The 19,660-nt window shown below is 56.8% G+C and carries 9 protein-coding genes and 2 pseudogenes; 8 read left to right on the top strand and 3 right to left on the bottom strand.

Annotated elements, in window-relative coordinates; translation table 11 throughout:
• Positions 1-94: 94 nt before the first annotated feature.
• Positions 95-955, top strand: coding sequence for an inositol oxygenase family protein (locus ACIX9_RS19220; RefSeq protein WP_013572759.1), 861 nt, complete (start codon positions 95-97; stop codon positions 953-955).
• Positions 956-1,017: 62 nt separating this feature from the next.
• Here the strand turns inward: ACIX9_RS19220 and ACIX9_RS19225 are convergent, their stop codons facing one another.
• Positions 1,018-3,249, bottom strand: coding sequence for a GH92 family glycosyl hydrolase (locus ACIX9_RS19225; RefSeq protein WP_013572760.1), 2,232 nt, complete (start codon positions 3,247-3,249; stop codon positions 1,018-1,020).
• Between the two features lie 89 nt (positions 3,250-3,338).
• Between ACIX9_RS19225 and ACIX9_RS19230 the strand changes: the two genes are divergently transcribed.
• From ACIX9_RS19230 to ACIX9_RS19240, 3 genes are all read left to right on the top strand, one after another.
• Positions 3,339-4,385 (top strand): LacI family DNA-binding transcriptional regulator, encoded by a 1,047-nt coding sequence (locus tag ACIX9_RS19230; protein WP_013572761.1) that lies wholly within the window; start codon positions 3,339-3,341, stop codon positions 4,383-4,385.
• Between the two features lie 218 nt (positions 4,386-4,603).
• On the top strand, positions 4,604-8,191 hold the full coding sequence (locus ACIX9_RS19235) for an outer membrane beta-barrel protein (protein WP_013572762.1): 3,588 nt from the start codon (positions 4,604-4,606) through the stop codon (positions 8,189-8,191).
• Between the two features lie 55 nt (positions 8,192-8,246).
• On the top strand, positions 8,247-9,437 hold the full coding sequence (locus ACIX9_RS19240; protein ID WP_013572763.1) for a phosphatidylinositol-specific phospholipase C1-like protein: 1,191 nt from the start codon (positions 8,247-8,249) through the stop codon (positions 9,435-9,437).
• 1,046 nt (positions 9,438-10,483) lie between these two features.
• Here the strand turns inward: ACIX9_RS19240 and ACIX9_RS19245 are convergent.
• Positions 10,484-11,440: pseudogene (locus tag ACIX9_RS19245) on the bottom strand (IS5 family transposase); the annotation flags it as partial.
• Between the two features lie 121 nt (positions 11,441-11,561).
• Here ACIX9_RS19245 and ACIX9_RS19250 point away from each other — a divergent pair.
• The 3 genes and pseudogenes from ACIX9_RS19250 (at position 11,562) to ACIX9_RS19265 (ending at position 15,551) form a co-directional block, all read left to right on the top strand.
• On the top strand, positions 11,562-11,915 hold the full coding sequence (locus tag ACIX9_RS19250; protein WP_157478136.1) for a tyrosine-protein kinase family protein: 354 nt from the start codon (positions 11,562-11,564) through the stop codon (positions 11,913-11,915).
• A gap of 451 nt (positions 11,916-12,366) precedes the next feature.
• Positions 12,367-13,571: pseudogene (locus ACIX9_RS25025) on the top strand (IS3 family transposase).
• Between the two features lie 405 nt (positions 13,572-13,976).
• On the top strand, positions 13,977-15,551 hold the full coding sequence (locus tag ACIX9_RS19265) for a hypothetical protein (protein WP_013572766.1): 1,575 nt from the start codon (positions 13,977-13,979) through the stop codon (positions 15,549-15,551).
• A gap of 457 nt (positions 15,552-16,008) precedes the next feature.
• Here the strand turns inward: ACIX9_RS19265 and ACIX9_RS19270 are convergent, their stop codons facing one another.
• The gene (locus tag ACIX9_RS19270; RefSeq protein WP_041597984.1) at positions 16,009-16,266 is read right to left on the bottom strand and encodes a hypothetical protein; all 258 of its coding nucleotides are present in this window, start codon (positions 16,264-16,266) and stop codon (positions 16,009-16,011) included.
• A gap of 525 nt (positions 16,267-16,791) precedes the next feature.
• Between ACIX9_RS19270 and ACIX9_RS19275 the strand changes: the two genes are divergently transcribed.
• Positions 16,792-19,569, top strand: coding sequence for a choice-of-anchor D domain-containing protein (locus tag ACIX9_RS19275; protein ID WP_013572768.1), 2,778 nt, complete (start codon positions 16,792-16,794; stop codon positions 19,567-19,569).
• Positions 19,570-19,660: the final 91 nt, after the last annotated feature.

Below are 19,660 nucleotides of genomic sequence, written 5' to 3' on the forward strand. Positions count from 1 at the left end.
GAGTGGCAGATCGGACATGGTATACGTTAGCGGTAACGGGAATGGCTGGCAGCCGAATGCAAATAGTTATCCAGCCCCAAGGAGTCTGACCAATATGAGCACAGCGCCAGTAATCCCCACCGGCCCCCTCCATGACCTCGACGATTGGGACGACTTTCTGGAAGGCCGCTACAAGGAAGGTAAGTCTGAATCAGAGTTTCGCCAGTATGATGCCACCGCCACACCGGGTGTAGCGGAATTCTACCGGCTTAACCATGAGAACCAGACCGTCGACTACGTCCTAGAGAAAGAGAAGGCCTACTTCTCCTTGAAGAAGGGACAGAAAACGATATGGGAAGCGGCCGAGTTTTTAAACACTCTAGTGGACGACAGCGATCCGGACACAGACCTGACCCAAATTGAGCATCTCCTGCAGACGTCAGAAGCGATTCGCCGCGATGGGCATCCGCGATGGATGGTGCTGACCGGATTCATCCATGACCTGGGTAAATGTCTCTGCCTTTACGGCGAACCCCAGTGGGGCGTGGTGGGCGATACGTTCCCGGTAGGCTGCGCATGGTCCAAGGACATCGTGTTCCCGGAATACTTCGCCAATAACCCGGATCGGCACAACACGCTTTACCAGAGTAAATACGGCATTTATGAACCAAAGTGTGGGCTTGAGAATCTGCATATGTCGTTCGGGCATGACGGCTACATCGGCGAGGTGATGAAGAACTACCTGCGCGATGAATCGCTGTACATGTTGCGTTTCCACTCGTTCTATCCGTGGCATCGGCACGGCGCGTACGACCACCTGTGCAATGACAAAGACCGCGCGATGCTGGAGTGGGTGCTCAAGTTCAATCAGTACGACCTCTACTCCAAGGGCCACACGAAGCCGAACATAGTTGAATTAAAGCCCTATTACGACGACTTGTTTGCCGAGTTCCTGCCGCCTACCCTGGCCTGGTAAGACATGGACCCCCGATCCGCCGCGTGCCCTGCTTTCGCGGCGGATTTTGGGGCTGGCTTCTTTTATTGTGACACCTTCGCCACGATAGGGGCTGCCCGCCATGCGCTGGCCCATGTAGACGGTCGCGGCCCCATTACAAAGTGCAGCGAGGCTCCGGCTTGGATCTGTTCCCACGTGATGAGGGGCACTGTAAGGGGCTTGGCGTTCAACGTCGCGGACTGAATATACACATTGGTCGCCGAATTGTTTTCCGCCTCGACCTGGAGTTGCTTTCCGTTCGCCAACCGGAGCGTTATCCTTGCGTATAAAGGGCTGCCAATCATGTAGTCGCCGCTGGCTGGATTCACGGGATAGAATCCGAGCGCTGTAAACAACAGCCATGCGGACATCTGTCCACAATCATCATCGCCGTCCAATCCCCCGGGGCCGGCAGCATACTCTTTTGCAGCGATGCTGCGCACCATCGCCTGCGTCTTCCAGGGCTGGCCGCCGAAATCATAGAGATAGCCATAGTGGTGGCTGGGTTCGTTCCGATGCACATTGTGCCCGCCACTAAAGTGCTGATCAAGTTTGCTGTCATACGCAGCCGCGCCGCCCATCAGTGCGAGCAGGCCCGCCTGATCATGAAGAGCAGACCATGTGTACGCCCACGCGTCGCCTTCGGTCCAACCCGCGCGTGAGCGATTCTCAAGCGTGTCCTCAGAGCTCCCGAGCGGTGCCCACGTACCATCCGACTTTCGTCCATTCATCAACCCGATCGCAGGGTTGTAGAGGCTCCGATTGTTGAGGGATCTATGCAGAAAGAACTGATAGTCCTCTTCCCTTCCCGTCAGCCGGGCTACCTGTGCGACGCACCAGTCATCATAGCTGTCTTCCAAGGTGTTAGAGGCTGACTCATCGGTCGTATCGGTCGGGATGAAGCCAAGCTGCTTGTAGTAGGTCAGCCCTGCGCGAGCCTCATACGGCGTATGTTCCTCACGATCAAGCCAGCGCCGCGCCGTATCCCCGTCCGGCGGGGTCATCGCATCCTTGTACACGGCATTCCATGCAAGCTCACGGTCAAACCCGTGGAATCCCTTGCGAAAAGCCTCAGCGACCAGCGAGTCAGCGTGTGTGGCAATCATGATGTTTGTGTAGCTGGGATTCGGCCACTTGGGCATCCAGCCTCCCTCACGAAAGTCCTGGAGCAGAGCGGTGATCATGCCGTCGATACGTTCCGGCACAAGCAGCGTCAAGAGGCTGTTCTCAGCGCGGAATGTATCCCAGATTGAGAATGCAGTGTAGCTCTCACCAGTGTGGATCTGATCATCGAAGGCGCTGTAATAACGCCCGTACTCGGAGAAGGTTCGGGGATAGAGCAACGCGTGGTAAAGCGCGGTGTAGAGCCGCGACTTCTCTGCGTCCGTGGCTCCTTCTACCTGTATGGCGCTCAGTTTCTCATTCCAAGCGGCGCGAAGACGTTGCGCCGCGGTCTCAAAGTCCCAGCCCGGAATTTCCCGGCGAATGTTCTCCCGCGCCTGATCGACGCTGAGGAAGGACGTGCCTACGCGCATCAGCAGACTGGAGCCAGGTGCGAACTCCGCATAGGCACCCCGGGAGGCCTGATCGCCGGTCTGCTCCATGCCGTACGTCTCTGTCTTCAGCGGTGCCGTCTCAAACTGGACGACGAAGTAGCCTTTGAAGTTGGGCAGCTTCATAGGCCCAAGGTGAGAATCCATGCGGTCTGCGTTATAACCGGAGATCTCACCAGCTCGCGGGCTTAGGAAGGCTCCCCCTGCAACCCCAGGCCGCGATGCCTCCACAAGGACGCGCGCCGTGATGTCTGACGGAAAGGTGAAGCGGAACATGGCGCAGCGCGTGGTTGCAGTCAACTCAGCACGTAAATTACCGTGATCGCCGGCGCTCAGAATAACGCTGTAACGATCGGGCTGTGCTTTCTCATTCTCATGCCGCATGGGCATCGCGCGCTCATTAGCAGCGATCCGCAGTGGCCCCACCTGAGGCACGACCGTGACGTAGCCGTAATCGCCCATCCAAATGGCGGGCTGGTGCGTGCCAATAAAGCCGGAGACGGTTGCGTCGTCGTAGTTGTAGGACGTTACGCTAATCTTGTTCTGGCGCGTTTGTGGCGTCCAATTTGTCATGCCGAACGGAGGCGTGACAAATGGCATCGTACCCCCGTAGCCTAACGCACTCTTCTCTGTTCCGATGAGCGGATTCACGTAGGAGACCGCGTCCCGCTGCGCGAACATCGGAGAGGCCGCAATGACGAACAGGAGGAGGCTCTTGCGCATGAGGTCGAAGTATAAGGGCGTGCATCTGCTTTGTGCAAAGGCATCGTGATGTAAAGAGTAGCTCGGAACAGGATTCACCAGGAGCGTTCATGGCCGTTCGATTGAAAGACATTGCGCATGATCTTGGCGTTTCCACGGTAACCGTATCCAAGGTAGCGCGCGGCAGCTTGGACGTCAGTGATGCAACCCGAAAGCGAGTTTTGAAGCGCATGGCTGAGCTGAATTACAGGCCCAATCTGGTGGCGCGCGGGCTCGCCAGCGGCCGGACGTACACGATGGGGCTCGTCGTTCCTGACCTGGTGCATCCGTACTTTGCGGAGTTCGCCAAGGCGCTCAGCGGTATACTCCGCACCAATAGCCGAGCTCTGGTTATCACCTCTTCTGAAGAGGATCCAGAGGTGGAGCACGAGGAGATTCGCAACCTCTTGAGCCGTGGCGTCGATGTGTTGATGATCGCCTCCTGTCAGACGAATCTCAGAAACTTCTTCGAACTTGGCGTGAATCGGACACCCTACCTGCTCTTCGATCGGAACTTTCCCAACCTCATAGCAAACTTCGTCGGTTCCGACGATGTGGCCATCGGAGAAATGGCCACCCGGCATCTGCTGGAGCTCGGTCGGCGCCGTATCGCGCATATCGGCGCGCGAAATTCGAGTCCCTCGTTTGACCGATTGCGTGGCTATCAAAATGTGCTGGTGGAGGCAGGACTTTCCACCTCGGATCGACTCGTCATTCAACGAGAGCGTGTCGAAGAAACCGGTGACGCGATGGGGGCGCAGATGATGAAGTTGCTCCTGAAGCTGAAGCCCCGCCCTGACGCCGTGTTCTGCTACAACGACCTGACGGCGATCGGCGCGATCGAGGCGATCCTCGAAGCTGGCCTGAGCGTGCCCGAAGATATCGCAATCATTGGCTGCGGCAATCTCCGCTATGCCAACTATCTCCGTGTGCCGCTGAGCTCCATCGACCAAGGCGCGTCTGAACTGGGGCGGCTCGCTGGTGGGCTTGCTCTTGAGTTATCCGCAATGCCTGATCAGGAAGCTCAAAGCATACGAGTGCCCCCTAGACTCGTGGCACGTGCATCAACATTGGGCAAAGTTTCACCGAAGAAAAAAGAGCTTAGCGTCCGTCTTTAGCGCGCTTGGGCTCTCATCTGACTGCAGATGACACACTAAGCTGAAAATGTGACTTTCACTTTACGTTAGCGCTAAACATTCCGATTGACAGTCGGTGCCCACCCCGTGTACCGTTCGTCCGCTCAGACAAATGCAATGTTGCTCCGATCGTAATCAAGCCACTTACCGTCGGGTTTATTTCCGTGAATTACTTGACGCAAAGCAACGGGTGAAGCTTTATGACGAAGAATAGAAAATATGACGTATTGACCTTGCTAGCGACGCCTTGCCTGGTCCTGACGCTCCTGTCCGGTGGAGTAAGCGCTTCTGCCCAATTTGGTTCTGCCTCTGTCGTGGGCTATGTAAAGGATCCGTCCGGTGCTGTGGTGCAGGATGTTTCCGTAACGCTTCGAAATGTGTCCACAGGCGTCTCGCAGACTGGCCACACAGACAAGGAAGGCAAGTACGAATTCGACTCCGTTCCCATCGGAAACTATCTGATTTCGACAGCGCTTGCGAACTTCCAAGCCAGCAAGACGGAGGTTTTTAATCTGTCCACCGATGCTCGCCAACGTGTCGATGTAAATATCAAGCCGGGCTCCGTCAATGAGGTCGTTGAAGTTACCTCCGCAGCGCAGTTGCTTGACACGGAAACCAGCTCACGCAGCGAGGTGATCGGCCAGAAGGAGGTCGAAAACCTGCCGCTGAATGGCCGCTCCTATGCTGACCTTGTGCTGCTCACGCCTGGTGTTCGCAAATCAATGTTGGAAAACCAGACGGCCTCTAGCCGGGAAGCGGCATTCAACATCAACGGTCAGCGTTCCGCATTCAACGAGTTCTTAATCGACGGGCTGGAAAACAGCAACTATGGCACGTCCAATCAAGGGTTTGAGGATGAGAATATTGCCCCTTCGCCCGATGCGGTCAGCGAGTTTCGGGTTGAATCCAACAACTATGCCGCCGAGTACGGTCGCATGCCGGGAGCAGTGATCAACGTATCGACCCGCAGCGGTACCAACCAGTTCCATGGTGCGGTCTGGGATTACATTCGCAATACTGACCTGAATGCCTTCGGGCCAATCCAGACTGCGACCGGCAACAAGCCTGGCCTGATCCGCAACCAGTTCGGTGCCACCACCGGCGGACCCATCCTGCACGACAAGTTGTTCTTCTTCGCCGACTACGAAGGTGTGCGACAGATCTTTACCTATCAGCAGGCCGCGGTTACCCTGCCGGACTCAGAACAGCGTGCAGGACAATTCTTGCTGCACCGCGTGGACGGCACCACATCACCCGTTCCGCTTTATAATCCGCTTACCGCCACTGCTTACACGACCGGAAACATTGCGCCTGCATCGACACCATTCGCGCTTGCCGTTCTCGCCGCCCTGCCGGCAAACAACGTTACCGGATCGAACGGCACGACATCGCCCACGTATAACAACATCACCAATAACTATAGCAATGCGCCGCGTGGCACCATCAACGACGACAAGGGTGACATCCGCGTTGACCAGAGCTTTGCGAAGTGGAAGATCTTCGGGCGGTATAGCGAGCACCGGGCCGCGATCTTCGATCCGCCCACTGTCGGTGGACCGGCCGGCGGCAATGCGAATTCAAACGTGAATATTCAAAACCGGCAGATCGTCGGCGGCGCAACATGGATCATTAGCCAGAACAGACTTCTGGACTTTCGATTCGGATACACGCGCAACATCGGCGCAAAAACTCCGTATACCCAGGGACAGACCTCCCTTCTGACGCAGTATGGCATTACGGACGGGCTGCCGACCGATCCAAGCCTGGTTCGTAGCTTGAATGCGCAGTCCATCTCCGGTTTCACCCAGTTGGGGAACCAGTCATCAAGTCCGCAGTACCAAAATCCCACCATTTACAACCCGAAGATCAACTACACACTGGTCCATGGGAATCAGTCGCTCAAGTTTGGATATGAGCAGCAGATCATTCACACGACCGTCAACGATTTCAATCCCAGCTACGGCCAGGATAACTATGCGAGCCGTTATGCTGCGGGCCCGTCTGGTCTCTTTCCCACTTGTTCCGGGACGGTTACAACAGCATGCATCCCGACCGACACTGCGGCAGGCAACACAGCTTCGACCCAGATTCAGGAGGCACAGGAAGTAGCCGACTTCCTGTTCGGAAACCGCTCGTCCTACTCTCTTACCAACTACACGGTGGTCCAGTTGAGGCAGCGCTACTTTGCGGGATATTTTCAGGACGATCTGAAGGTAACTCCTTCGTTGTCGGTCAATGTAGGCCTTCGCTATGAGATCATGACACCGCAGTTTGAGGCCAATAACCGGCTTGCGAACTTCAATCCCGCGACCAACACGTTGACTCCTGCCAGCAACGGAAGCCTTTACAACCGGACGCTGGTGCATCTTCCGACGAAGAACATAGCACCGCGCTTCGGATTCTCGAAGAGTGTCGATGCGAAGACCGATGTGCGCGGCGGCTATGGATTGGTCTATGTGCAGTTCAACCGTGCCGGTGGTGAGAACAACCTGACCTATAACGGTCCCGATGTGGTCAACGCCACGGTGAACAATAACAACTCAATCTACCCAACTCCCACGAGCCTATGCACGACAGACAGCCAGGTGCAGACGCTATGCTTCCGGCAGACGCAACAGGGCTACTCGAACATTCTCACCAGCCCAGCCTACTTCAATCCACTCAACGTAACCTCACGCTACGTAGATCCCAATTTCAAGACGGGATACGTGCAGAGTTACTTCCTGGGCATACAGCGGCAGCTGCCCGGAAGCCTGCTGTTCGATATCTCCTATGTGGGCAACAAGGCTACCCATCTTCAAATTCTTGCCGACTACAACCAGGCCAATCCTTGTCTTGCAGCGGTGGCAAGCACTTGCGGCAACTATCAGAGCCGCCGTCCCGTACCCACCTTTGGCGATGTTGAGATCGCTTATGGCAGCGGCATCGCAAATTACAACTCCCTGCAGGTGAAGTTTGAGAAGCGAGCGGGCGCCCTTTACGTTCTCAACTCGTTCACCTACAGCCGGGCCTTTGATCTCGCCTCCGGACACCTGGAGATGAATAATGGCGATACATCGCGGGTGAACTACGCCAACCCCCGTAATGACTACGGGCCATCCAGCTACGATCAACCGATTGATAACACGACATCGATCGTGTATGACTTGCCGTATGGACATGGCCGCCAATTTGGCGCTCATTCTAGCCGCGTGGCCAACGCCCTGCTCGGCGGCTGGCAGGCTACCGTAATTAACACCATCACAAGTGGCTTGCCGTTCAACATGATCTACTCCAGTTCTTCCAGTAGCACCACCACGTCCCAGCTCAACGGAACGGGAGGCGCCACGATCGGCGAACTTTTCGCCAGCGATCTGGACAATCTGCGGCCTCAGCATATCGCCGGATCACCTTTGAAGGGAACGAACGTTACGGTGCTACCCACGAGCAACATCAACAAGGTAAACAAGAGCCGTGGCCTGAGCGGCTATTTACCTGGAGCAGGCCAGTACACCAGCTACGACTACCCCTCTTACACGCGCTACGGCAACGTGTCTGCGTGGGGAAATGTTTCGCGCAACAGCCTGCGATCCTTTGCGTACTACAACACCGATGTTGGCCTGCACAAGCAGTTCCCCGTCGTAACGGAAAGGGTGAAGCTGGACCTGCGCGCCGAAACCTTCAACGTGCTTAACCACACCAACTGGCAGGCTCCCGATACGAACATCTCGGACGGCACATCATTTGGCACCATCACGACAGCGTTCCCGTCACGCCAGTTGCAATTTGCCGCTAAGGTGATCTTCTGATATGGCTGCATTCGGCACCCCAAATGCGACTACCGTCAACCCACGAGGACTCAGGATGCATTCAAGAATTGCCCTTGCCGTACTCCTGGTCTTTCCGTGTGCCGCAGGCATGCTTGCACAGACGTCGCCTACCCAGGACGCGGCCGTTCACCTCAACCAAATCCAGGTGATCGGCTCACACAACAGCTACAACCTTGGCTTCGCTCCAAGCGAAGAAAAGTTCGCACGGATGCACAACGCCAAGAGCTATGAGTCGCTGGAGTATCACCATGCGACTCTCACCACGCAGTTGAACGGCGGTGTCCGGCAGCTTGAGATTGATATCGTGCAGGACGAACAAGGCGGACGATTTGCTCATCCAAGAGTCGTTGAGCTAACCAAAGAGGCAGGCCTGCCCCCGGACCCTGATTTTGATCCCAACCATGAAATGGAGAAGCCGGGCTTCAAAGTTATTCACATTGCGGACCTGAACGAACGCAGCTCATGTCACCTTTTTACGGGCTGTCTCCAAGAGATTCGCACCTGGTCGAAGGAACATCCGAGCCACATTCCCCTGTTTCTGCTGATCGAAACCAAGCATGGCAACACCCCGTCGATCCCGAACAGCGTGACGGCCGAGGCCTTCACACCCGCCACCTTTGACGCGGTCGATCGCGCGATCCGTTCCGTGTTCACAGACAAGGAAATGGTACTGCCAGACCAGGTACGGGGCAGCTATTCCACAATGGATGCGGCCGTACGGGCGGGTCACTGGCCGACGTTGGCCGCATCGCGCGGGAAGGTGATCTTTCTGCTGGATCAGCGCAACGACGGAGTAGCCTACACCGCCGGTCATCCCGCTCTGGAAGGCCGAGTGCTCTTTACAAATGCCGTACCCGGCAGGCCGGATGCGGCATTCACCGAAGAGAACGGCGGTACCCCTGATGAGATCGACGCACTCGTTCGGCAGGGTTACCTCATCCGCGCGCGTGCGGATGAAGGGACAGTGGCCGCGCGAACGAACGACACCACTCGCCGCGACGAGCTGTTACACTCAGGCGCGCAGATCATCAGCACAGATTATCCACTCTCCGAGCCATCCTCATGGGCTGCGTACAGCGTAGGCTTCGTGAATGGCCTGCCGGCCCGATGCAACATCATCAACGCGCCGCTCGCCTGCATGGACAACCTTCTTGAACCCGGAACCCGCAGCGGCGGGACGCCATCACCGCAGAACGATACTGCAGCTCAAAGCGCGGGGAAATAAACGCCGGGCTCTTTTGCTCAGACCGAGTGCTAGCCTGGCATGCCTGACCGAAGATGGAAGGTAAGGGTGCCGCCTTCCATTAATCGGGCATGCTCGATTCAGAGGCCACTTATTTTGTCTCCATTCCAATTGACCTGATCGATGAGGAAGGCTCCACGTCTGAGGACGTTGTCCTGAATGCGCATTGTGCGCCCGCGTTGCAAAGCAATCTGCACTTTCTCAAACAGCGGCCTGCGGAAGGCGTTCCGGCTGGGAACCGGGTCCACGGCACACAGCCCTTAATGCGTTGCTACAGGCGAGATGCCAAATGGCTGAGCCGGAGTCAGTTCCATTGGAAGACCTCATCACCGTTGAGGCTGCAGCGGAATGATCGGCCGCGCAGTTGGTTCGGTAAAGCGATATCTCTCAGGGGTAAACTGCGCCGCTACCAGATGGGACGCTCTGGCAAATCGATCGTGTTAGCTCACGGGCCAGAAAAAGAAGAAGGGTGGCTCAGAGGCGGAACTGATCCTTCTTCCCCCAACTAATAACGATATTCAGTTGCTGGCGTAGCATCTCTGGACACGAAGGGGACGACAGCACGGCGACGACGCGTAAGACTGGTCAGCGGTTGAGCGGCAGTTGCAAAAAGGCTAGACAGCGGTGTCCTGCAATCTCTGCACGTCAACTATGCACCGATCGATTGCCTGAGCACGGGCTTCCAGCATTGCGACTGAGATTGCGTGACGGCTAAAGTCGGAGAGTTCCAAGCGACGTGCTCCACTCGGAAGCCATCGCTGTCGGCTCTCCACTTTTATATTAGGTTGCGTAGCTGCTCTTCATTTGCCATGCTGCCTTGTATCGACCAGACGTAATCGTCACTATCAAAAATAAACCATTTTAAATGAACATCTTACGAAAATCTAGGGAGACTCTGCGCAGGCGGCTGATTTACGTTATGAGTAAACGTCTTGAGTCGGCGGCCGGTTTGTTACGATACTACCGTCCTGTATTTGGTTTTGGCTGAGTTTGCGCTGTGTTGAAGAGTCGTTGCCCGTTTTCGGGCGCTATGCGGCCAGCCCTGCCAGGTGCTTGCGGTGGAGGTAGAGGTTGATGACGGCGAAGTTAGTGCATAGCCGGTGATGGTTCTTGGCGATACCTCGGTAGCGCACCTTGTCGAAGCCGAAGACGCGCTTCAGGATACGGAAGACGTGTTCTACTTTCGCTCTTACTTTTGATTTCGTCGTATTCTTCTTCTTTGCAGCTTCATCGACATAGTTCTTGAACCTGGTTCGCTTGCAGGTCATGTCCTGGGCTTTGGGCGCGGCCTGCCGGATGGCCTTCGTCTGGCCTTGATAGCCGCCGTCGCCCCACACCTTGCGCTCCTCCCCATGTAGCAGATCCGGCAGCATAGGTACGTCCGAGACGTTGGCCGCCGACGTTGCTACCGAGTGCACGTGACCTTCTTGCATCAACGCCGATGTGCGCCTTCAGTCCGAAGTACCACTGCTTGCCCTTACGAGTCTGACGCATCGCCGGATCACGCTCTTTCTTCTCGTTCTTGGTCGAAGAAGGCGCGTGGATAATGGTCGCATCCACGATCGTACCGGTCTCGATGCGGATGCCCCTGGCTGCCAGATGCAGGTTCACCGCGTCGAGCATGGCACCGCCGAGGTCATGCTTTTCGAGCAGGTGACGGAAGCGCAGCACCGTCGTTTCATTTGGTGCCGGAGCCACGCCCAGGTCGACGCCGGCAAACCGCCGCAGCGTGGCGGACTCGTAAAACGCCTCCTCGACGCCAGGGTCGGACAAGTTGAACCACTGCTGCATGAAGTAGGTCCGCAGCATGATCCCAAGCCCGACAGGACGACGGCCGTTGCCGGCCTTCGGGTAGTGTGGCTCGACCAGAGCCTGTAACTCGACCCATGGATCAACGACTTCCATCTCATCCAGAAACAACTCCCGCCGAGACTTCCGCCATACTTCTCAAAGCTCGACTGCGACGCAAAAGTCTGTTGCCTCATCGCCATCCACCCCTAACCATCGGATTAATCCATCAGGCCGCCGACGCAGAACTTGTGCAGAGTTTCCCTAGGGTGCGCATATGCCCTGAACGGGGCTCGCGTTCTTTTGCTCGAAGGCGACATGCGTCGACCAGGCCTAGCCGCAAACTTCACTGTTGCTTCTACCGGGATAGGCCTCTCTTCTATCCTTGCAGGATCGGCAACCATCCAACAAGCCGTCCAATCTGTAAGCGAACCGCCTGGACTCTTCATTCTTCCCTGCTGGACGGATTCCACCATCGCCCACAGCGATTCTCATGCGGCGATAAATCTTATGCGGACACTCTCTGAGGGATACGACATAGTCATTATCGACTCGCCGCCGGCGCTTGGCTTAGCCGATTCCACCCTGTTGGCAAAGTTCGCCGACGCCATTGGTCTAGTCCTCAGCTACACGGAATTCAATAAGGCTCAGGTGCGTCGCGCCAAAAACTAATTGATGCGCGGTGGGAGTAATGAAGCCGGTATTGCACTCAATTTCTCTACTCTGGAGACGCTAGACTATTACGGAGCCGGTTACGGCGACTCTTCAGCAAAGCAGAAGGAGGCGAAGATATGAGTAAGCTTGCACAGATTCGCTTGCCAAAGCTGCTGGCTTGGTTGCCTTTAGGTCCCCAGTTCCAAGGCCCTCCGCCAACACAACCTTCCCCCAAGAACACTCCCAACCCAAGCCGACGGGTCTATTGCTTCGCCTCCAACGGAAACAGCCCTGCTCCCAGGTGACCTACTGAAAGTTCAAATTTACAATGTTCCCAAGTTTGACTATTCGGCGAGACTGGATGAACGCGGCTTTGTTTCTCTCTCATTGATTGGCGATGTCCACTGGACTGCCGGGTCTTTTCTGTACCAGTTAGGAACGATAAAACTGTTACCGAGAGGACTTCTTTATGGCGCGAGGCAAGAAGCATAAGGCGGAGCCGATTGTGAAATTGCTCCGTCAGGTTGAGGTTGGCGTGGCGAATGGCAAGTCGTTGCCCCAGGCGTGCAAGGAAGCCGAGATCGTAGAGCAGACGTACTGCCGGTGGCGTCGGGAGTACGGCGGGCTGAAGGTGGACCAGGCTCGGCGACTGAAGGATCTGGAGCAGGAGAACGCGAAGCTGAAGCGTCTTGTGGCGAACCTGAGCCTGGAGAAGCTGGTGTTGAAGGATCGCGGAGGGAAACTTCTAAGCCCCGAGCGGCGTCGTTGTGCGGTGAGCCATGCGCGTGAAGCACATGGGGCTGAGCGAGCGGCGTGCGTGCCTTGTGGTGAAGCGGCCACGGGGCACGCAACGCTATCCCGACACAGCGAGATGACGAAGACAGGCTCACCCAGGCGATCATGACTTTGGCAGCCCGGTACGGGCGCTACGGTTATCGACGGATCACAGCCTTGCTGCAGCGTACAGGCTGGTGCGTCGGCAAAGATCGGGTGGAGAGAATCTGGCGTCGTGAGGGGCTGAAGGTTCCAAAGAAGCAGAAGCCAAGGGGCCGGTGATGGCTCAACGACGGGTCGTGCGTGCGGCTGCGTCCCCAGCACGCGAACCATGTCTGGAGCTACGACTTCGTGAGTGCCAAGACTCATGATGGGAGAACAGTGAGGATGCTGAATCTGATCGATGAGCACACCAGGGAGAGCCTGCTGGTGCGTCCGGAACGGCGCTGGTCAAGCGCCAAAGTGATCGAGGCACTGGCCGATGTGATGGTGTTGAAGGGTGCTCCAGAGCATATCCGATCAGACAATGGCCCGGAGTTCGTGGCCCACGATCAGCGCAAGTGGCTGGCCGCGACCGGAGCCAGGACGCTTTACATCGAACCCGGCAGTCCGTGGGAGAAAGGTTACTGTGAATCATTCAACTCGAAGCTGCGCGCCGAGTTCCTCAACGGCGAGATCTCCTACCCGCTCAAGGAGGTGCAGGTGCTGGCCGAACGTTGGCGCATCCACTATAACACCATCCGGCCACACTCTTCGCTCGGCTATCGATCGCCCGCTCCAGACACGTGGCCTCACGAGATCAAGACAGGGTATGGAGAAGTGGAAAGCAGAGTGCGCCTCCCACTTCCCCACACCCTCGACGGCGGCTACTTGAACTCAAAAGAAGCTGCGCTAAACTAACAAGCTAACTGGTGCAAAAGATCGGGCACTCCATTTCGTGCCGAGCGGGGGCCGAAAGAGACAGCGGTAAGGATGTGATCTTCAAAATGCTGAGAAGTACTGTCGCGATCTTCGGTTTGTATCTAAACCGGACTGTGGACTCGCGACTATGGGCGAGTTGCAAGGCACATATGTCAAAGTCAGAGTAAATGTAGACTAGTAAGGCGGAGCAAGGCTGCGGTGATGCGTTCTGCGCTGCATGTATCGTATGCGTTGGATCAGAGGCTGGGCGACAGGCTCCATTCTTCCGTGAGGTGATGCGCCTGTCTCAGTGCAAGCTGAGGCAAGATTTGGTATCAGGTATAAAGTATACGATCGGTTTGGCGGCCCGACATCCTTTCTCCGGCCATAACGTTGCAAGGTGCTATGTCAACTCCTACGTCAGCAAATTCAAAATACGGCGTCAGCCGCCGCGACGCTTCCAAGGCGCAGCGGTGGCTTGACGTCCTTTTACTGTTTGCGATTCCAGGTTATCTGTTCATCAATCTGTTCACTTTGCACGGCGTTCCGCACTTGATTGTCAGCGACGACGGTCTTTTCGTTCTCGATAGCTTACGCATGGGCGAAGGACTGCGCATTTACCGCGACTTTTTCCAGTTCAACGCTCCGGGAATCGACTACATCTTCCGCATCGCATTTGGCCTGTTTGGCATACACACTTGGGTTCCCGCTCTGGTGAACCTGGTGCTCGGCACCTCTCTGTCGTATGTGGCCCTGTACCTTTGCCGTCGCCTCATGCCCCGGCGATGGGCCATTTTGACCACTGCTCTCTTCGTTGTCTTCATCTATGGCCGATGGCTCGATGCCACGCATCACTGGTTCAGTCTCCTGGCTATTCTTCTGGCCATTGTCATCCTTATCCCGGGGCGTTCGCCCTTGCGTGCAGTCATCGCGGGCGGCCTAATCGGTATCGCCGCTTTCTTCACGCAGACCGCGGGAACTGCGGCATGGCTGGCCTTCTCAATCTCACTCTTCTACGAGCGAGTGCCTCTGCCTTCGGCCCGGGCCATGCTTCGCAGACAGGCCAGCCTGCTGGTGTCCGGTATTCTCGTCTGGTTCCTCCTCAGCGCATCCACTCTCATGCACGTCGGCTGGCGCACCGTCTGGTACTTTCAGGTCGTCTTTCCCCGAGGCTACGAACTCCGAGTTGATACCAACCCCCTCCTAACCTTGGGACATGTCTTCCCCCGCAGCCTCTCCTTTGTCCAGTGGGAGAATGTGCTCTTCTATCTGATTCTGGTGTGCACCACACCGATCGCCGTTTACCTCCTGTGGACGTCACGCCTGCGAAACAAGTCATGCTCCGCCGACCAACAGATGGCTGCGGCTCTCCTCGCATCCTCTGGCTTATTGCTCATGGCGGAGGTCGTCGCGAGAGCTACATGGATACGGCTCTACGCTGATTTCCTACCTTCCATGATTCTTTTCTTCGCTGCAATCGCATATCTTCTGCAGAGACGGCCGGCCCTCTCGCGTCTTGTCCTCTTGGCACTCTGGTCTGTGACAATAATCTCGGGGATACGTCAAACTAGATTTAACCACGCCACACATATCGATATCGCATCGTTGCCTACCGGGTGGATCGCACTGAGCCCACAAGATGGAGAGGAGTTCCGCACTCTAGCCAAGCTCACCCACCCTGGCGATCTCTTCTTTCAAGCCTTCGGCGTCGATCTCTATCTCCCCCTCGGCGTACGCAGTCCCGTCTACATGGACTATCTCAGGCAATCCTCAGTAACCAGGCCCGAGTTCCTCGCCAACGCAATTAGTGCACTGAGGAATAATCACGTCCACTACGTCATCCTTCGGCCCGTGTCCGAAATTACTTTCGATCCCACACAGGGCCATGTTCTGGACCCCCTCTATACGTGGATAGAAACGCACTATATGCTCGCTCAGCACTTCTCAAACGGCGATCAACTATGGGAGCTGCAGCCCTAAGTCTTTGAATTTGGTATGTGTCGATTATGAAGCTGATTGTCCGGTGTTGGTTCGAAGCGAACTGGTTCTGGCGGACATTTGGTGATGAACGAATATGCATTTGCATGATATCCAGAGAGACCTCTTAGCTGCTGGAGGACGCGCAGACGCAGTAAGTCGAAGCCCGCGCGACCTTACCTCTGGCGTTTGATGAGCTTGAGTGGGTGGTCCTAACCTTCGATGTGCCCCTGGTTCGACGGCAGCCCGAGGGCTTTGCGCACGGCGTTGATATCCCTTTCTAGGCCAGCGGCGAAGCCTGCCAGGGCGGTGCGTAGTGCGGCTTCAGGCTATGCCAGCGCCTCCAGGCTGCGTTCGCGGAAGATGCGAAAGAAGTTCGTGGCAGAGCTCTGCGACTCGGCCGATCTCGTTGACTTCCGGTAAGCCTGCTTCAAGCAGGGCTTTCGCATACGACGCCCCTCTAAGGATTCACTGTTCGGTAATCGATGCCAAGCTTGCGTGCGAGTTCCTGATCGGGACCACCTGTCTTCAGGTAAAGCTGCCGCACCTTTTCCCATCGCTCATACCGCCTCTGCCGGTTGGCTTGTTGAACCAGAAGCTCGCGCTGGCTCCAGGCAGCGACCGGTGGAGATTTAGGTGACCGATCGTCCGGTCGCAGCTGGTGATCTTTGCTCCCGGCCACGGTGTTGGCATCGCGATCGGCAAGCAGACCGGCCATAGCGGGCCGCCGTTGCCGACAGCGGCTAAGTGAAACCGTGCGTCGACAACCCAGCTCTACGCAGAAGAACCTTCGCATCTGCAGACGGATAAGAACCGGAACACCATCCCACAGTAGGTCTGCCAGACGGCCGTACCGGCTATGAACCTTCTGAGATAAGTTCCACACGTCGGACAGGCAACGGATACATGGCGCGAAGTTAGCCGCATCTCAATCGCCGAAGCAACCCGGCAAAGGCTCACCAACTCGACCCCCACAGTATGGGGGGCAGTGTTCCTGACCGCATAGGCGGGGAGCAGAGATCACCAGAGCGGCTTCTGTCTTACGCCTCAGAATACCCGCTGGAAAGATTCACCAAATGTACGCCAGAACCGCCTCAATATCTTCTTGACACTCTCTAAGAGGCACTGCTAACGTTCATCCGCATTTGAAAAAGTTTTCCTATCGCATTCACTGCACGGTCAGATGAATCTGACAGCTCCAAGATTGGAGCCCGCAACCCTTGTGTCACTTCAGGAGAAGGTTATGACCGCCTCATCGCGCAGTCCCCTCAGCATCGCAACAAGAGCTTGCCGTAAAGCCGGCCTCACAGCGACTATCGCTCTTATCCTCGCCACCATCGGCTGCGGCAACAATTCCTCACGGCAGCAAGCCCTGCTTGGTCCCGCACTCACCCTTAACGCACTCACCACTACGAGTGCTTCCCAAACCGTAAGCCTCACCAACATAGGTTCCGTCGCGCTCCACGTCACCGGCGTCTCCATTACCGGTACCAGCGCCGCGGCCTTCGCGGAGACCGACTCCTGCAAAGGGACCCTTGCCGTAGGCGCGGTGTGCCCGATCGCCGTCACCTTCACCTCAACCGCCGCAGGCAGCTTCACCGCCTCACTCAATGTCGCGGACGATACCCCATACGGCGGCCAGCAGTCCGTCTCCATAACGGGTACCGCTACCGTCCCTATACCGGTCGTCGCCCTCAGCAGCACCAGCCAGGCCTTCCCTTTGCTCACAGCTGGCACGATCAGCGCCGCACAGACAACCACTGTTACAAATACTGGTACCGCACCGCTCACCATTTCTAGCATCTCCATCGGGGGCAGCGGCGCAAATCTCTTCGCGGACTCGACCACCTGTGCAGCCACCCTCGCTGTGAGCGCCTCCTGCAACATCGCTGTCACCTTTGCACCGCGCGTGGCGGGTACATATGCAGGTACTGTCACCCTGTCAGATAATGCCGCCACACCGACCCAGTCCTACACCCTCGCCGGTACAGCAACTCCCGCCGCACTCTCCATTGACACCACCAACGGAGCAGACTGGAAGGTCGCCAACGGAGCCCTCAACCTGGACTTCAACCCGAAGAACGGCCACGTCTTCGGCATCTTCCTCGCCGGACATACAGACAACCTCGTCGATACCACCAATAGCAACGAAGGCATCTACATGGACAACGCGGGCTTCGGCGCCCCAACCCCAACAGCCGCCTATACCCAGGCCGCCGGTTACATTGACTTCTACGTCACTTTTCCCTCCAACGCTACAAACGCCTATACCTACACCGAGCACTTCGTCGTCACACCCAACGACCCCGGCATCCACCTCTACTTCGTCGCCAATCACTCCGCAACTGACATTGCCGGGAGCATCGGACAAGTCCAGTGGGTCTACCGCAGCAACCTCACCCAGTTCCCCAACACTTACTCCGTCAATGCGGATCTAAGCAACCCTGGCCCCGTCGTCGTGCCTCTGCCCGCAGCCTCTGAGGACTTCTCCACGGATCCCGGACGCGCCGTTCAGGACGCCACCGTCGATCTCCACGGCTTACCCATTCCCACCGGATACACCCGCAACTTCTATACCAAGTACGACTACTCCAGCTACAACTACCTGCATCAGGCGCACGGAACCTATGGCTCAACCTACGGCACCTGGGCCTACTTTCCCTCAAACGAATCCCTCGTCGGCGGCCCCACCAAGCAGAACCTCATCTACACCGGTAACCTTCTGATCCTTGAGGCCTACTCCAATCACTACGACAACTCACTCTCTCTCGCCACGCCCTCCGGCACTGCGAGTTCTCGGCTCTTCGGTCCGTTTTACGTTCACTTCAACACCTTCGGGCAGGCCTATAACGCCACCGGCAACATCCTCGCTACGCCGGATGATATGTACAAGGACACCCTCCAGGCCGGTGCCTCGTTCAAGACCTTCTATGACAGCGAAGCCCAACTCGTAGCTGCCGGCTACATCCCCTCCACCGCGCGCGGAACCGTCTCCGTGCAGGTCAACGGCGTCACCAGTACTAACGCCAAAACCTCCTGGGCAGTCCTCAGCGATCCCAAGACCAACTTCGAGTACTCGAGCCATGGCAGCCAGTACTGGGCAGACATTAGCACCAGTGGCGCAGCCACATTCACTGGCGTCATTCCCGGCACTTATCGCCTCTCCACCTACGTCCTCGGTCAATGGGGTGAGTCACGTCAGGAGAACGTCGTCGTCACGGCAAACCAGACCACCACCGTCCCCACATCCACCTTCGTCCCGGAAAACTTTGGCACCACGACCCCGGTTTTCACCATCGGCACCGCGGATCGTTCCTCACATGAGTTCCTCCACGGACACGACGCCGCCAACCATGACGATCGCGAGTTCTGGGGTTCATGGAACTACTGGGCAGACTTTCAGGCTAACCAGGGCGCCGTTATCTATAACGCGACTGCTGGGCCTGCTGGGGCTGCCACCAATGACCTCACCAAGTGGAACTACACTCATTGGGGAACCTTCTACCCCGGACTCTTTGGAGGGGTCTATAGCGCGGCCGATGACACCACCGATGGCTATAAGTACGTCGTTCCGTCCTATGTAGCTGCGCCCGCGACTATGCGAACACCTAACTGGCAGGTGCATTTTGCAACTCCAGCTACGCAGACCGGTACGACTGCGGCTACGTATGTCGTTCTTTCTGCGGCTATTGCTTGTGCGGAAGGGAGCTACGTTATTACGCTCAATGGTCAGCAACTCATCTGGCATGAGACGAATGCGAGTGATTGCATGGTCCGTTCCGGGCTCTCCGCTTATACGCAGTGGATTGCGTTCCAGTGGGATGCTTCGGTTTTGAACCCCGCGGGTCAGGATAACCTGCTTACTCTCAACGTCAGCCAAGTGGACGGGATCAGCGACGATGCGCTTCGGCTGGAGTTGACGAAGACTTCGGCCGATCCGGCCGTGCGGAACTGGTTCGACTATGAGTACATCTACAAGACGATCGACACCAAACCCAACGACGCCGTTGCCAACCCGTAAACGCTGGTTAAACGATGGTTCTTGCACCATAAAACGTGGTGAACGAACCACAAAGTAGCGTGGTGAGACCCCTGTCGATACAGGAGTTTCG

Source organism: Granulicella tundricola MP5ACTX9 (assembly GCF_000178975.2).
Taxonomy (GTDB): domain Bacteria; phylum Acidobacteriota; class Terriglobia; order Terriglobales; family Acidobacteriaceae; genus Edaphobacter; species Edaphobacter tundricola.

Bases quoted from the DNA above. Each gene is read 5' to 3' on its own strand.
- ACIX9_RS19230 (WP_013572761.1), top strand. From the start codon at position 3,339: ATGGCCGTTCGATTGAAAGACATTGCGCATGATCTTGGCGTTTCCACG.
- ACIX9_RS19275 (WP_013572768.1), top strand. From the start codon at position 16,792: ATGACCGCCTCATCGCGCAGTCCCCTCAGCATCGCAACAAGAGCTTGC.
- ACIX9_RS19265 (WP_013572766.1), top strand. From the start codon at position 13,977: ATGTCAACTCCTACGTCAGCAAATTCAAAATACGGCGTCAGCCGCCGC.
- ACIX9_RS19235 (WP_013572762.1), top strand. From the start codon at position 4,604: ATGACGAAGAATAGAAAATATGACGTATTGACCTTGCTAGCGACGCCT.
- ACIX9_RS19250 (WP_157478136.1), top strand. From the start codon at position 11,562: ATGCGTCGACCAGGCCTAGCCGCAAACTTCACTGTTGCTTCTACCGGG.
- ACIX9_RS19240 (WP_013572763.1), top strand. From the start codon at position 8,247: ATGCATTCAAGAATTGCCCTTGCCGTACTCCTGGTCTTTCCGTGTGCC.
- ACIX9_RS19225 (WP_013572760.1), bottom strand. From the start codon at position 3,249: ATGCGCAAGAGCCTCCTCCTGTTCGTCATTGCGGCCTCTCCGATGTTC.
- ACIX9_RS19270 (WP_041597984.1), bottom strand. From the start codon at position 16,266: ATGGCCGGTCTGCTTGCCGATCGCGATGCCAACACCGTGGCCGGGAGC.
- ACIX9_RS19220 (WP_013572759.1), top strand. From the start codon at position 95: ATGAGCACAGCGCCAGTAATCCCCACCGGCCCCCTCCATGACCTCGAC.